This is a genomic window from Streptomyces sp. NPDC041713 (genome assembly GCF_055591085.1).
Window position 1 is genome coordinate 1,047,000 of record NZ_JBVIZY010000001.1, and the last position, 14,732, is coordinate 1,061,731.

Genomic DNA, 14,732 nt, shown 5'->3' on the forward strand with positions numbered 1-14,732 from the left:
GTGCGTACGCTCACGGCGCGCAGCTCTCGACGAACCGGCGCGCGATGCCCGGCTCGGCGGCCCAGTGCGTGTGCAGATAGCTGGCGTGCACGTTCCGCTGGACGAAGCCCTCGACGCGCCGCTCGGGCGCGTGCAGGCCCCAGGCGGGCGTCGGCCCCGCGCCGGGCTCGACGGTGGTGCGGTGGAACTCGTGGCCCCGCATCCGCGTGCCGGCGACCGCGAGCACGCTGTCGGAGACGGCCACCGCCTCCCGGTACCCGAGCGTCAGCCGCTCCGACATCCGCGCGTCGGCGTCGAGCACCCCGCACATCGGCTTCCCGTCGAGCTCCCGGGAGAGGTAGAGCAGCCCCGCGCACTCGGCGGCCACCGGCGCCCCGGAGAGCGCGAGTTCGGCCACGGCCTTCCTGAGCCGCTCGTTGGCGGACAGCTCCGGCGCGTACACCTCGGGGAACCCGCCCCCGATGACCAATCCGGCGGTCCCGTCGGGGAGTTGTTCGTCGCGGAGCGGGTCGAAGGTGACGACCTCGGCTCCGGCGGCCCGCAGCAACTCGGCGTGTTCGGCGTACGAGAAGGTGAACGCGGCCCCACCGGCGACGGCGACGATGGGCCTCTCCGGCCCGGCCGGGGGGTATCCAGCCCGTCCGGCGCTTGAGGACGAACCAGGCGAAGCCGGTGACTCCCCGAGCCCCGTCGCGGGGTCCCAGGCCTCGCCCCGCAGGTCCGGTGCCGAACGGGCCAGCGCGAGAAGCGCGTCCAGGTCGCACCCGCCCCGTACCTGCGCGGCCAGCGCGGCGATCGACTCCACCGCCTCCGGCTGCCGCTCGGCGACCGGTACCAGGCCCAAGTGCCGGGACGGCGCGCCCACTTGGGGGGCGCGGCGCAGCACGCCGAGCACCGGCACGCCCGACTCGTCCAGGGCGTCCCGCACCAGCATCTCGTGCCGGTCCGAGCCGACCTTGTTGAGGATCACCCCGGCGATCCGCACCTCGGGGTCGAAGGACGCGAAGCCGTGCACCAGCGCCGCCACCGACCGCGACTGCGACGACGCGTCGACGACCAGCACGACCGGCGCCCGCAACAGCTTCGCCACATGGGCCGTGGAGGCCAACTCGCCCTGCCCGGCGACCCCGTCGTACATCCCCATCACGCCCTCGACCACGGCGAGATCGCAGCCGGCGGACCCGTGCGCGAACAGCGGCGCGATCAGGTCGGGCCCGCACAGGTACGCGTCGAGGTTGCGGCCCGGACGGCCGGTCGCCAGGGCGTGGTAGCCCGGGTCGATGTAGTCCGGCCCCACCTTGTGCGGGGAGACGGCGAGCCCGGCCGCCGCGAACGCGGCCATCAGGCCCGTCGCGACGGTCGTCTTGCCGCTGCCCGACGACGGCGCCGCGACGACGAGGCGAGCTACCACTCGATGCCCCTCTGGCCCTTCTGGCCCGCGTCCATCGGGTGCTTGACCTTGGACATGTCGGTGACCAGGTCGGCGAAGTCGATCAGCTGCCGCGGCGCGTTGCGGCCGGTGATGACGACGTGCTGGGTGCCGGGGCGGTCGCGCAGCACCTGGACGACCTCCTCGACGTCGATCCAGCCCCAGTGCATCGGGTAGGCGAACTCGTCCAGGACGTACAGCTTGTACGTCTCGGCGGCGAGGTCCCGCTTGACCTGCTCCCAGCCCTCGCGGGCCTTGTCCTCGTTGGTCGACTCGCCCTCGGCGGGGGCGCGCTGGATCCAGGACCAGCCCTCGCCCATCTTGTGCCAGGCGACCGTGCCGCCCTCGCCGGAGGCGCCGAGGACCTTCAGCGCGTTCTCCTCGCCGACCTTCCACTTCGCCGACTTCACGAACTGGAAGACGCCGATCGGCCACCCCTGATTCCAGGCCCGCAGCGCGAGCCCGAACGCGGCCGTCGACTTGCCCTTGCCGATGCCCGTGTGCACGAACACCAGCGGACGGTTGCGGCGCTGGCGCGTCGTGAGCCCGTCGTCCGGTACGACGCTCGGCTGTCCCTGCGGCATTAAGCGGCCCTCCTCGAAGGCGAGTTCATGGTCTGTACGTCCTTGACGAGGCCGGCGATGGAGTCCGCCCGCAGCTCGTCGAGGGTCACGGCCGTCCCGCCGAGCTCGCCCGCCAACTGGCCAGCGAGGCCCAGACGTACGTAACCCGACTCGCAGTCGACGACCACCGAGGCGACCGAGTCGGCCGCGAACAGCCGTGCCGCGCGGCCCGCGCGGGCCACCGGCTCGACCCCTCCGGTGGCGCGCCCGTCCGTCACCACGACCACCAGCGGGCGGCGCGCGGCGTCCCGCAGCCGCTCGATCCGCAGCACGTCGTGCGCCTTCAGCAGGCCCGCCGCCAGCGGCGTCCGGCCGCCCGTCGGCAGGGTCTCCAGACGGGCCGCGGCCGCGTCCACCGACGACGTCGGCGGCAGCGCCACCTCGGCGTCCTGGCCCCGGAACGTCACGAGCCCCACCTTGTCGCGCCGCTGATAGGCGTCGAGGAGGAGCGAGAGCACGGCGCCCTTGACGGCGCTCATCCGCTGCCGCGCCGCCATCGACCCGGAGGCGTCCACGACGAACAGCACGAGGTTGCCCTCGCGGCCCTCGCGCGTCGCCTGACGCAGATCGTCACGGCGTACGACGAGACCGGTCCCCGAGCGTCCGCGGGCCTTCTGGTGCGGGGCTGCGGCCTGCACGGTCGCCGCCAAGTGCAGCTTGGTCAGGGCGCCTTGGGGGCGGCGCGAGCCCGTCGTGCGGCCGTGCTCGGTGCGGGCCCGCGAGCGCCGCCCGGCCGCGCCCTCGCCGATGCCGGGCACGCTCAGCATCTTCGTACGGAACGGCTCGGCCGCGCGCACGGGCTGCTGCTCGCCCGCCCCGGACGGTGCACCCGGCGCGGGTGCTGGCTCCTGCGGGGGGGACGCCTGATCCGTGTCGGAGCCTTGGTTCTGGGACGGCAGTTCGGGGGATTCGGGGCCGTCGGACGGGGGCTGCCCGCCACCGGGGCCGCCGCCATCAGGCCCGTCCGGGCCGCCGCCGTCGGGGTCGTCGTCGCCCTCCGGAGGCTCCGGCTCCTCGGAAGCCTCGTCCTCGCGTGCCTCCTCCAGCGTCTCGTCGAGCTTGTCCTCGTCGAGGCCCGGCGCGTCGAAGGGGTTGCGGCGCCTGCGGTGCGGCAGCGCGAGGAGGGCGGCCTGCCGCACGTCCTCGCTCAGCACGTCGGTGCGGCCCGCCCACGCGGCCAGCGCCGTCGCCGTGCGCGCCATCACGATGTCCGCGCGCATCCCGTCGACCTCGAACGCCGCGCAGGTCGCCGCGATCTGCCGCAACGCCCCGTCGCCCAGGGTGACGTGGGGGAGCAGTGCGCGGGCCGCCACGACCCGGTCCCGCAGCGCGGACTCGTCCTCGCTCCAGCGGCCGGCGAAGCCCTCGGGGTCGTCGTCGTACGCCAGGCGCCGACGCACCACCTCGACGCGCTGGTCGGTCTCGCGGGAGGCGGCCACCTCGACGGTGAGCCCGAACCGGTCCAGCAACTGCGGCCGCAGCTCGCCCTCTTCGGGGTTCATCGTGCCGACGAGCAGGAAACGGGCGGCGTGCCGCACGGAGACGCCCTCGCGCTCCACGTACGAGGCACCCATGGCGGCGGCGTCCAGGAGGAGGTCGACCAGGTGGTCGTGGAGCAGGTTGACCTCGTCGACGTACAGGATGCCGCGGTGCGCGTCGGCGAGCAGGCCGGGCTCGAAGGCCTTCACGCCCTCGGCGAGGGCCCGTTCGATGTCCAGGGCGCCGACGAGGCGGTCCTCGGACGCGCCGACCGGCAGCTCGACCATCCGCGCCGGGCGCGCCGTGGCGCCGCCCGACTCGTGCGGGCCGTCCGGGCAGTTCGGGTCCGGGGCCGCCGGATCGCACGAGAAGCGGCACCCGGCGACGACCGGCACCTCGGGGAGCAGCGCCGAGAGCGCGCGCACGGCGGTGGACTTGGCGGTGCCCTTCTCCCCCCGCACGAGCACACCGCCCACGGCGGGCGACACGGCGTTCAGCAACAGCGCGAGCCGCAGATCGTCCTGGCCGACGAGGGCGGTGAACGGATAGGGGGTGGTCACAGGGCCTCCTTGATGCGGTGGTGCGGGGCGGCGCTCACGATGGCGCTGAAGACGGCTCTCATGACGGCGCTCACGACGGGGCTCCGGGCGCGATGAACGGCAGCCCGGCCGGTGCGCCGTTCTCGATCAGGTCCAACAGGCCGTCCGTGTCCGCGTGTTCTTCGATCAGGTCGCCGAGCAGGTCGAGCTGTTCCTCGCGCAGCGTCCCGAAGGCGGTGTCCGGCGCGGGCACGAAGCGGCGCCCCGCCGCGCGGGCGACCTCGGTGAGGAACCGGCGCCGGAACGCGTCGCTCTCCAGCGACCCGTGCCAGTGCGTGCCCCACACCTCGCCGACCCGGCAGCCGTCCAGGAACGGCTCGCCGCCCAGCACCTCGGCGACCCCGTGATGGATCTCGTACCCCTCGACGGGCTCGCCGAGTGCCTCGCCCACCGGCCGGGCGAGGGTCTTCTCGCGGGCGAACCGCACCCGTACCGGCAGCAGCCCGAGGCCGTCCACGGAGCCGGCCCGCGACTCGACGTCGTCCTCGATGTGCTCGCCGAGGACCTGGAAGCCCCCGCAGATCCCGAGCACGGGACGGCCTTCGGCGGCGCGGCGCGCGAGGGCGTCCGCGAGGCCGCGCTCCCGCAGCCAGGCCAGCGCCCGTACGGTCCCGCGGGTGCCCGGTACGACGACGAGGTCGGCGTCGACGAGCTCCTCGGCCCGGTCCACGAACCGCACGACGACGCCCGGCTCGGCGGCCAGCGCGTCCACGTCCGTGAAGTTGGACATCAGCGGCACCGCGCACACCGCGACCCGCAGCACGTCCTCGCCGACCGGCGGGGCGACCACGGACTCCCGTACGGCGCCGCGCAGGGAGACCCGCAGCCCGTCCTCCTCGTCGATGCCGAGCCCGTGCTGGAACGGCAGCACCCCGAAGGTGCGCCGCCCGGTGAGCCCGAGCAGCATGTCCAGCCCCGGTTCGAGGAGGGAGACGTCACCGCGGAACTTGTTCACCAGATAGCCCGCGACGAGCTCCTGGTCGGCCGCGCTCAGCAGCGCGGTCGTGCCGAAGAACGAGGCGAACACCCCGCCCCGGTCGATGTCCCCGACCACCAGGACGGGGAAACGGGCGGCGCGCGCGATGCCCATGTTCACGATGTCGGTGCGCCGCAGGTTGATCTCGGCGGGGCTGCCCGCGCCCTCGCAGATGACGGCGTCGTACGTGCTGCGCAGTTCCTCCAGGCAGCCCACGACGGTGTCCAGCAACTGCGCCTGCCGCCCCCCGTGGTAGCCACGCGCACTCATCTCGCCCACCGGCTTGCCCATCAGGACGACCTGGCTGGAGCGGTCGCCGCCCGGCTTGAGGAGTACGGGGTTCATCAGCGCGGTCGGCTCGACGCGGGCGGCCTGCGCCTGCATGGCCTGCGCCCGGCCGATCTCCGCGCCCTCGCGGGTGACGAAGGAGTTGAGGGACATGTTCTGCGCCTTGAACGGCGCGACGGACACGCCCTTGCGGGTCAGCCACCGGCAGATGCCGGCGGTGACGACGCTCTTCCCGGCGTCCGACGTGGTCCCGGCGACCAGCAGTCCACCGCTCATGCTTTCCCTCTCCCTGACGTCGCCGACCGCAGCGCCCAGCGGGCGCCCACCACCGCTCCCAGGGCGAGCAGCCCGACGCGCCGGGACAGCCTGGCGGCCCGGTCGATGTCGGCCACCCGCACCTCGCGCCCCTCCCCGTTCAGCACCGGCCGGTGCTCGATCCGCCCCCCGTACGAGAGCGTCCCCCCGAGCCGGACGCCCAACGCCCCGGCGAAGGCGGCCTCGACGGGTCCTGCGTTGGGGCTCGGATGCTTGCCCGCGTCCGCGCGCCAGGCGCGCAGGGCCCCGCGCGGCGCGTCCCCGGCGAGCGCCGCGAGCCCCGCGGTCAGCCGCGCCCCCGGCCACCCGAAGACGTCGTCGAGCCGGGCGGAGGCCCAGCCGTACCGCCGGTAGCGGGCCGATTTGTGTCCCACCATCGCGTCCAGCGTGTTGACGGCCCGGAAGGCGACGAGGCCGGGCACCCCGGCGAGCGCGCCCCACACGAGCGCCCCCACCACCGCGTCGGAGGTGTTCTCGGCGACGGACTCCACCACGGCCCGCGCGATGCCGTCCGCGTCCAGCGCCTGCGGGTCCCGCCCGCACAGATGTGGCAGCCGCTCCCGTGCGACCTCGATGTCCCCGGCGGCCAGCGCCCCGCCGACGGCCCGCGCCTCCCGGCCGAGCGAGGTGCCGCCGACGACGGCCCAGGTGGCGGCGGCGGTCAGCGCGACGGATCCGGCACGTGAACGGCGTACGAGCGTGGTGGCCAGGGCAGCGGCACCCGCCGCGCCCCCGGCGCACACCACGGTGTGCAGCGCGCCCCAGCCGCGGTGGTCGCGCCAGAGGGCCCGTTCGACGGCGGCGGCGGCACGGCCGAACGCGGCGACCGGGTGGCCCCGGCGGGGATCGCCGAGCAGCAGGTCGCCGAGGAGGCCGGCGGCGGCGCCGTACGCGAAGTCGCGATCGGCACGCACGGGGTCAGCCCGTCGCCGCGCTGAGGAGCGAGCTCGTACTCAGAGGGAAGGGCGGCACCGGGCGGCCGAGCATGGCGATATGTCCTCACTCAGGGTGTCCGCGCCCTGGTTCGACGTGATCGGCGGCGAGAGTTCCTGGCTCGCGGGGAGGGACTCCCCGGTGACAGTGGCGGGACCGCGCCGGATTCGCACCGGCTTCCTCTTCTGCCGCCGTGGTTGGCCCCGGCAGTCCACCACGGCCCGCGAAGGCCCGTCAACTCGCCGTTGACCTGCGGCGGGAGAGTGTGTTGGGGCCCACACGCGGCGCCTGCACGCGGGGTCCGCGCACGCGCGTGGGGCGCGGAGCGTCCGTACGCTCCGCGCCCCACGAGGAAAGGCTGCCGTCGGGCGACGCCTCAGGCGACGATCAGGAAGATGCCGTACGCCACCGCCGCCGCGCAGAGCGCGAAGCAGGCGTACGCGCCGGTGCGCGCCAGGGCCGCGGAGCCACCGGCGGAGGCGGCCGCCGACTCCTGCTTGGAGAGGCCGACGATGCCGAGGGTGAACAGGCCCACCAGGGCCACCGTCACCGCGAGGCTGACTCCGAACACGGAGCCGAGAGCTGCCCAGTCGATGCTCATGCTGGTCTGTCCTTACACGGTCGCGGGCCGGGCGGGGTCCGCCATGGCGCCGGTCGTGGTGGTGGTCGGGGCCGAGACGGTGGCCTTGACGGGAGCGCCCGGCAGGACGGAGGCGGCCATCGCGCCCGCCGGGGGCGGGGTGACGGCGGCGATCGCGGTGGTCACGACGCCCGCGGGCTCGGCGGCCGGGGTGTCGCCGGAGCGGATCTCGTCGTCCGTGACGTTGGTGTGGTCCACCGAGTTGCGGCGGGACAGGACCCAGATGACGCTCGCCCCGGCGATCAGGAGGGCCGCGGTGACCGCGACGCCCCAGGGGCCCTGCTTGGTGAGGAACTCGGCGCCCGCGCCGACCAGACCGGCGGCCGGCAGGGTCAGGCCCCACGCGACGAACATCCGGGTGGCGGTCGACCAGCGGACCACGCCGCCCTTGCGGCCGAGGCCCGCGCCCATCACGGCGCCCGAGCAGACCTGGGTGGTGGAGAGGGAGAAGCCGATGTGCGAGGAGGCGAGGATCGCCGTCGCGGCGCTGGTCTGGGCGGCGAAGCCCTGCTGCGGCGCGAGGTCGGTCAGGCCCTTGCCCATCGTGCGGATGATGCGCCAGCCGCCGAGGTAGGTGCCGAGCGCGATGGCGACACCGGCCGAGACGATGACCCACATCGGGGGGTTGGCGCCGGGGTTCAGGACGCCGCCGGTGATCAGGGCGAGCGTGATGATGCCCATGGTCTTCTGCGCGTCGTTGGTGCCGTGGGCCAACGAGACGAGTCCCGCGGAGGCGATCTGGCCCGCGCGATAGCCCTTGGCGGTGGCCTTCTGGTCGGTGTTGCGGCCGATCCGGTACGTCAGGCGGGTGGCCAGCGTCGCGGCGATGCCGGCCACCAGCGGGGCCGCGACGGCCGGGATGAGGATCTTGGTGACGACGGTGCCGCCGTTGATCGACGACCAGCCCATCGACATGACCGCGGCGCCGATGAGGCCGCCGAAGAGTGCGTGGGAGGAGCTGGAGGGCAGGCCCACCAGCCAGGTCAGCAGGTTCCACAGAATCGCGCCGACGAGCGCGGCGAAGATCACCTCTGTCTTGAGGCCGTCCTCGTTGACGATGCCGCCGGAGATCGTCTTGGCGACCTCCACGGAGAGGAAGGCGCCGACGAGGTTGAGCACGGCGGACATGGCCACCGCCGTCTTGGGCTTGAGAGCGCCGGTCGAGATGGTCGTCGCCATCGCGTTGGCTGTGTCGTGGAAACCGTTCGTGAAATCGAACACGAGAGCGGTGACGATCACGATCCCGAGGAGAAGCGTGATGTGTTCCATTTACCCAGGCTTCTGTTGGACGTCAGTGGCACAAGGAACGTAGGCAATCCGGGTGAACGGAAAGTGAACTGGGCCGGGCGGTGCGGTGACCCAAAGCGGAGTGCCCTTGCTCCGGGTAGGACAGGTGTTTGAGATCGACTGTACGGAGCGGTGCCGGGCGACCCGCAAACCGACCGGAGTGTCGGGCTCCGCCATCCGGCGGCGCACCCCGCACGGACCGACCGCCCGCCCCCGGCCCCCCGGGCCGGCGCCCACCGTTGAAGAGATCCAGATCACCCGGCAGGATCCCCGCATGACTGAGCAGCGGCACACCGATGCCACCGAGGACACCGGCGGCACTGACGGGGCGGCGACGCGCGACGCGATCGGCCGGGCCTGGGAGGAGCTGGTCGCGACGGCCCGCAGGACGGTGACGGACGGCCTGGTCGTCGGCACCTCCGGCAACGTCTCCGTGCGGGTCGGCGACACCGTCCTGGTCACCCCGACCGGCGTCCCGTACGACCGGCTGCGCCCCGAGGACGCCGTCGGCGTCGACCTCGAAGGACGCCAGGTGCTCGGCGATCTCACGCCCACCAGCGAACTCCCCATGCACCTCGCCCTCTACCGCGCCACGGACGCGCGGGCGGTGGTGCACACCCACGCCGTGCACGCCACGGCCGTGTCGCTGCTGGTCACCGAGGTCCCCGCGGTCCACTACATGACCGCCGCCCTCGGTGGCCCGGTGCGCGTCGCGCCCTACGCGCTCTACGGCACCGAGGAGCTGGCGAGCGCCATGCTCGGCGCCCTGCGCGAGCGCACCGGATGCCTGCTCCAGAACCACGGAACGGTCACCTACGGATCCGGCCTCGCCCAGGCGTACGACCGCACCGCCCAGCTGGAGTGGATGTGCCGCCTCTGGCTCACCGCCGCCGCCCTCCCCGGCCGCACCCCGGCCCTCCTCTCGCCGGACCAGCTGCGCGAAGCGGAAGGCAAACTGAAGGGGTACGGACAGTCGGCCAACTGAGCTGTTCGCTCACCCCGCGGGCACCGCCCACTGGCTTCGCGGGCCTCGCCCCCGGACACTGGGACGGTGCGCCCAGCCAAAGCGACGGCAGCGGCCGTCACCGCAGTCACAGCCGCCCTCGGGACGGCCGCAGCCGCCATCGCGGCGGGCCGGTTCGCCAGCGACGCCGCCCTCAAGGCGCCCGTCGGCCGCCCGCTGCCGACCGAACCCCGTCTGACCGTGCACGCCACGGCCGCGGGCCAGGTCACCCTGACCCGCGCCCTCGCGAGCCGCCGCCCCGGCCGATACGGCCTGAGCGGCCCCGGCACCCACGCGATCGTCGGCCCCGTCCTGGACGCCGCCCCGCACGAGGCCGACACGGTCGTACGCCGCCTCGAAGCCGTCACCCACGGCTCCCTGGACCCCGGCGCGCGCGTCTGGCTCACCCCACAGGTCCACGTGGGCGACCCGCGCTCCGCGCTCGGCATCGATCACGAGGACGTCGTCGTGCCCGGCGAACTCGGCGCCCTGCCCGCCTGGTTCGTGCCCGCCGCCCGCGACACCTGGGTCATCACGGTGCACGGCCTCGGCACCACCCGCGAACACCCCATGGTCGTGATGGACTTCCTGCGCCGGCTGCGGGTCCCCGTCCTGGACATCGCCTACCGGGGCGACCCGGGCGCGCCCCGCTCCCCGGACGGCCTCGGGCACCTCGGCGAGACCGAGTGGCGCGACCTCGACGCCGCCATGCGGCACGCCGTGCGCAACGGCGCCGGGCGGATCGTCCTGCACGGCTGGTCCACCGGCGCCGCCATGTGTCTGCACGCCGCCGCCCACTCGGCGCTGCGCGACCGCGTCAGCGGACTCGTCCTCGACTCCCCGGTGCTGAACTGGGAATCCACCCTGCGCGCCCTCGCCGGCGCCCGCCGCACCCCCGGACCGCTCCTTCCGCTTGCGGTCCGCGCGGCCCAGGGGCGCACCGGGCTGCGCGGCGACCGCATCCTCGCGGCGGCCGGCGCCGGGATGCCGAAGGTCCCGACCCTCCTCGTGCACGGCCCCGACGACGTGGTCGCCCCCTGGGCGCTCTCCCGCCAACTGGCCGCCCGGCGCCCGGACCTGGTCACCCTGCACACCGTGCCGGACGCCCCGCACGGCGCCATGTGGAACGCCGACCCGAAGGGGTACGAAGAGGTGCTGCGGCGCTTCCTCACGCCCCTGGTCTGAGCCCCGCACCCGCATTCCGTTTGGGTTTTCGGACCGTCAACAGGAAGACTGTTCCCGTGACGTCCCGTACCCCGCGCGACTCCAGGCTCCGACTTGTCCGCGCGCCCTACCCGAGGGCCGAAGAGCGAGGAGAGGCCCGGCGCGACGCAACGCGCCCCCTCTCGGCCGCCCCCGGCGCGATGAGCAACCGCCGCACGCGCCGCCCCGCGCCCCGGCCACCCGAGGGCACACCCGCCCCCGCGGAGCTGGCCGGAGCGGCGCGCGCCCGGCTCGCCGACGCCGCGCGGGTCGCCCGCTGGGCGGACGCCGCGCTGCGCCCCGGCCCGGACGGCGCCCCGGGGACGCCCGACGGCAAGGGCACGCTCTCCGACGCCACGGCCGAACGGGCCGCCGCCGAGCTGGGCCTGACCGCCGCTCAGATCCGCGCCGACTGGGACACCGCGCGCCTCGCCGGCCTCGTCGAGGTGCACGGCGACGTCGCCCGCCCCGGCTGGCGGCTGCGCGTCTGGGACCGCGACGACACCGCCGTACTGCGCGGCTGGGTCGCCCTCTTCGACGCCTGGTCGCTGGCCCACCCGGCGCCGGACGACCTCGCCCCCGCGGCCGTCGCCGAGGTCGTCGAGGCCATGCCGCAGGTCCTCTCGCTGCTCCAGCTGTCGGCAGGACCCGTGCCCGTACCGCAATTGCTCGACCTCCTGGACCAGCGCGTCACCGAACTGCGCACCGAGCGCTGCGAGATCCCCTACGGCCCGCAGCCGGACCCCGCCGCCGCGCCCGACACCCCGCAGGACGCCCCGCTCCCCGCGCTGCTCGACTGGGCCCTGCACGGCCTCGCCGCCGTCGGCGCGCTGACCTGGGCCGACGGCCAGGCCACGCTCACCCCGCTGGGCAGCTGGGCGGTCTGGGTCAAGCTGGAGCAGATCTGCGTCGCCGCGCAGAGCCCCGCCGGGCACATCGAGCAGGCCGCCGAGGACATGCTGCGCGGCTGCGCCCGGCTGCGTCCCAACGCGGCCCGCGCCGAGTACCGCGCCTGGCTCGCCGCCCGCACGGTGGGCGGCGCGGTCACCGAACTCCTCACCGCGGCACGCGGCGAGGACGCCCTGCTGCGCGGCCTGGCCTTCGAGGCCCTGCGGGTGGTCGGCGCGCCCGCCGAGGCGGAGGTCAGGGCGGTCGTCGACGAGCCCTCCCTGCGCCCCTACGCACTGCTCTGGCTCGCCGAGCAGGAGGGCGCCGACCCCGAGGACGTCCACCTCGTGCTGACCCGCGAGGAGACCACCTGGCTGTGGGTCGACACCGCGGCTGCCGTCGCGGACCACGGCGAGACCCAACTCCTCGTACGGCACCTGGAGTCGGCGGTCCAGCCCACCGTGCCCGCACTCCTCGACGAGGTGCGCCGGGTCGGCCACCCCCGGACCGTGCAGGTCCTGGTCGCCCTCGCCGCGGCCCACCCCGACCCGGCGCTCGCCAAGGCGGTGCGCCGCGCGGCCTTCCAGGTGCACACCGGCGGGGAGTGAGCGGGCGTCAGCCCCGGGTGTCCGGGGCGTACGTGCCGAAGCTCCACACGTTGCCCTCGGCGTCCCGGGCCATGTAGTCCCGCGAGCCGTAGTCCTGGTCCGTCGGGGGCATCAGGATCTCCGCGCCGTGCTCCTTCGCCCGCTGGTGGTGGGCGTCGACGTCGTCCACCACGACGTAGACGCCGCACGGTCCGGCGTCGCGTATCGCCCGGTCGAAGGCGCCGCCCCTGCCCTTGGAGCCGAGCATCACCGCGCCGTTGCCCTGCGCCAGCTCGGCGTGCATGACGCTGCCGTCCTCGCCCTCGTACACACTCAGCTCGGTGAAGCCGAAGGCCTCCGTCAGCTGCTTGATCGCGGCCTTGGCGTCCGCGTACAGCAGGGTGGGGAAGACGCTCGGCCGTCCCGCGGCGTGGCCTGCCATGCCGATCACTCCGTCCAGATGTCTCGTGCCGGATGCTGTGTGCCGGATGTCTCGCGCGGTGTCAGCGGAAGGTGTCGCACTGTGCCATGTCGCCGCTGCGGTAGCCCTGGTAGAACCACTGCTGGCGTTGCTCCGCGGAGCCGTGGGTCCAGGACTCCGGCGTGACCCGGCCCTGGAACTTCTCCTGGATCCGGTCGTCGCCCACCGCGGCCGCCGCGTCGAGGCCGTCCCGGATGTCGGCGTCGTCGAGGCTGGTGATCAGCGGCTTGCCGGTGCGCTCGTCCGGGCTGCGGGTCGCGTGCCGGGCCCAGACCCCCGCGTAGCAGTCGGCCTGCAGCTCGACCTTCACGGCGTTGCTGTCGCGCCCGGTGCGCCCGTCCTGGGAGCGCCGCAGGGTGCCCATCAGGTTCTGCACGTGGTGCCCGTACTCGTGGGCCACCACGTACGCCTGCGCGAACGGGCCGCCGCTGGAGCCGAACTTGGTCCGCAGGTCGTCGAAGAAGCCCAGGTCCAGATAGACCTTCCGGTCGCCGGGGCAGTAGAACGGTCCGACCGCCGACGTGGCGGTGCCGCAGGCGGTGTTCACGCGGCCGGTGAAGAGGTAGGTCCGCGCGGGGGAGTACGTGCCGCTGCGGCGCTGGAACTCCGGACGCCAGTAGTCCTGGAGACTGTTGACCACCGCCACGATCCGGCAGTCCTCCTTGCTGTTGGCGTCCCGCCCCGTGTGGCAGCTCTGCTGCACCTGGTCGAGCGACGAGGACGAGACCGCGGGCTCGTCGTTGCCGGAGGAGAGCCCGAGCTGGTCGGGGCCCACCCCGAAGAACAGCCCCAGGAGCAGCGCGATCAGACCGGCCACGCCGCCGCCCACCGTCGCCCGGCCGCCGGGGATCCGACTGCCGCGCGCATCCTGCACCTCCGAGGTGTCCAGATCGGCGTCGTCGTCGAACTGCATGGGCGCACCCCTCTGCCGCGCATCCGGAACGGCCCGCGCCGCCCCGCACCGGGCTCCCGGCCACTTCATCCTGATACGTCCGCGTTCCGCGGGCGCCGGACGGAGGTCCGAACGGGGGACGCGGACCACCCCGCGCCGTGTCGCCCCGCCGCCGGGCGGCCCGCCCCGACCCCCGCCGCTACGCTCTGCGCCTGATCCGTGGGCAGTGGTACCGAAGGGGGGCGTCATGTCCGCTCTGCCGTTCGACGCGGCCGGCCTGCCGCACGAGGCGTCCGGCGCGCGCTCCTGCCTGCCCGCGCCGGTCCGCCGCGGCGTCCGCGTCGCGCTCCCCGTGGCGCTCGCGCTCCTCGCGCTGCCGCTCGTCACCGCCGCCCACCACGCCCGGCCCGCCCCCTACGGGGACCGCCTCACCGTCCACACGCGCGCGGCGGGGACCGGCACGGAACCGGGGCTGCGCACGCGGGGCCGGGCGGTCGAGGCGTACGACACCGCGAGCGGCGGCCCGCGCTGGACGTACACGCGCGCGGGACGCCGTCCGGTGACCGTGCTGCCCGCGCCGGGCCACGCCCTCACGCTCTGGGACGACGGCATGGTCACCGACACCGCGCGTGCCGACGGCAGCTCGGTGCGCTGGCACCGCGCCATCCCGGAGAGCGCGCCCTGGCTGCGCGGCCCGGCCGGACGCGGCGGCGCCGGGGTCCTGCAGCCGCTCACCCCGGGCGCCCGCATGCTGGCCGTCGTCACCCCGCACCGCGTCGCCGCCTACCGCACCGCGGACGGCGATCTGCGCTGGGTGCTGCCCGCCCGCCGCGGCTGCGCCTTCGAACCGGCGCGTTCCGTACGTCACGGTGCGGCCCTGCTGCTCGCCCAGCCCTGTACGAGCCCCACCGCGGCATGGACCGCGCAGGTCATCGCGGTGGACGACTACGGCAGAATCGTTCCGGGGCGCACACCGCTCGGCAACGGGGACGTCCGGCGGGTCGTCGATGGCGGCCCTCACCCCGCCGAGCGCGGCGCTCGCCCAGAAAAGTAGTTGCGACGTCCCGTTAGACTGGCTGCCATGGCAGCTCCTCTCCTCAGTTGGACGG

Annotated in this window: 13 protein-coding genes and 1 riboswitch; of the genes, 4 read left to right on the forward strand and 9 right to left on the reverse strand. The window is 74.7% G+C overall.

Annotation, left to right across the window (positions count from 1 at the left end):
• Positions 1–10 precede the first annotated feature (10 nt).
• The 7 genes from ACZ6CV_RS04630 to ACZ6CV_RS04660 all read right to left on the reverse strand — a co-directional run bounded on the left by ACZ6CV_RS04630 (position 11) and on the right by ACZ6CV_RS04660 (position 8,551).
• On the reverse strand, positions 11–1,411 hold the full coding sequence (locus tag ACZ6CV_RS04630; RefSeq protein WP_469249534.1) for a cobyrinate a,c-diamide synthase: 1,401 nt from the start codon (positions 1,409–1,411) through the stop codon (positions 11–13).
• On the reverse strand, positions 1,405–2,013 hold the full coding sequence (cobO, locus tag ACZ6CV_RS04635) for a cob(I)yrinic acid a,c-diamide adenosyltransferase (protein WP_469249535.1): 609 nt from the start codon (positions 2,011–2,013) through the stop codon (positions 1,405–1,407). Before cobO ends, ACZ6CV_RS04630 begins: the two co-directional genes overlap by 7 nt.
• On the reverse strand, positions 2,013–4,091 hold the full coding sequence (locus tag ACZ6CV_RS04640) for a putative cobaltochelatase (RefSeq protein WP_469249536.1): 2,079 nt from the start codon (positions 4,089–4,091) through the stop codon (positions 2,013–2,015). The genes cobO and ACZ6CV_RS04640 overlap by 1 nt, the downstream gene beginning before the upstream one ends.
• 70 nt (positions 4,092–4,161) lie before the next feature.
• Positions 4,162–5,670, reverse strand: coding sequence for a cobyric acid synthase (locus ACZ6CV_RS04645; RefSeq protein ID WP_469249537.1), 1,509 nt, complete (start codon positions 5,668–5,670; stop codon positions 4,162–4,164).
• A complete protein-coding gene (locus ACZ6CV_RS04650) occupies positions 5,667–6,623 on the reverse strand; it encodes a cobalamin biosynthesis protein (RefSeq protein WP_469249538.1) in 957 nt (318 codons plus the stop codon). The genes ACZ6CV_RS04645 and ACZ6CV_RS04650 overlap by 4 nt, the downstream gene beginning before the upstream one ends.
• 110 nt (positions 6,624–6,733) lie before the next feature.
• Positions 6,734–6,873: riboswitch (cobalamin riboswitch) on the reverse strand.
• A 145-nt stretch (positions 6,874–7,018) separates the two neighbouring features.
• On the reverse strand, positions 7,019–7,243 hold the full coding sequence (locus ACZ6CV_RS04655) for a hypothetical protein (protein WP_469249539.1): 225 nt from the start codon (positions 7,241–7,243) through the stop codon (positions 7,019–7,021).
• Between the two features lie 12 nt (positions 7,244–7,255).
• On the reverse strand, positions 7,256–8,551 hold the full coding sequence (locus ACZ6CV_RS04660) for an inorganic phosphate transporter (protein ID WP_469249540.1): 1,296 nt from the start codon (positions 8,549–8,551) through the stop codon (positions 7,256–7,258).
• 292 nt (positions 8,552–8,843) lie between these two features.
• On the opposite strand from ACZ6CV_RS04660, the gene ACZ6CV_RS04665 reads away from it, so the two are divergent.
• From ACZ6CV_RS04665 to ACZ6CV_RS04675, 3 genes are all read left to right on the forward strand, one after another.
• Positions 8,844–9,554 (forward strand): class II aldolase/adducin family protein, encoded by a 711-nt coding sequence (locus tag ACZ6CV_RS04665; protein WP_469249541.1) that lies wholly within the window; start codon positions 8,844–8,846, stop codon positions 9,552–9,554.
• 66 nt (positions 9,555–9,620) lie between these two features.
• The gene (locus tag ACZ6CV_RS04670; RefSeq protein WP_469249542.1) at positions 9,621–10,757 is read left to right on the forward strand and encodes an alpha/beta hydrolase family protein; all 1,137 of its coding nucleotides are present in this window, start codon (positions 9,621–9,623) and stop codon (positions 10,755–10,757) included.
• A gap of 56 nt (positions 10,758–10,813) precedes the next feature.
• Positions 10,814–12,271, forward strand: coding sequence for a hypothetical protein (locus ACZ6CV_RS04675; protein ID WP_469249543.1), 1,458 nt, complete (start codon positions 10,814–10,816; stop codon positions 12,269–12,271).
• A gap of 7 nt (positions 12,272–12,278) precedes the next feature.
• Here ACZ6CV_RS04675 and ACZ6CV_RS04680 read toward each other — a convergent pair whose 3' ends face one another.
• Together ACZ6CV_RS04680 and ypfJ are read right to left on the reverse strand one after the other, a co-directional pair.
• On the reverse strand, positions 12,279–12,692 hold the full coding sequence (locus ACZ6CV_RS04680; protein WP_469249544.1) for a VOC family protein: 414 nt from the start codon (positions 12,690–12,692) through the stop codon (positions 12,279–12,281).
• A 61-nt stretch (positions 12,693–12,753) separates the two neighbouring features.
• A complete protein-coding gene (gene ypfJ / locus ACZ6CV_RS04685) occupies positions 12,754–13,644 on the reverse strand; it encodes a KPN_02809 family neutral zinc metallopeptidase (RefSeq protein ID WP_362376767.1) in 891 nt (296 codons plus the stop codon).
• A 226-nt stretch (positions 13,645–13,870) separates the two neighbouring features.
• Between ypfJ and ACZ6CV_RS04690 the strand changes: the two genes are divergently transcribed.
• Positions 13,871–14,677, forward strand: a complete 807-nt coding sequence (locus ACZ6CV_RS04690; RefSeq protein WP_469249545.1) for a hypothetical protein — start codon at positions 13,871–13,873, stop codon at positions 14,675–14,677.
• The last annotated feature ends 55 nt before the right edge of the window (positions 14,678–14,732 follow it).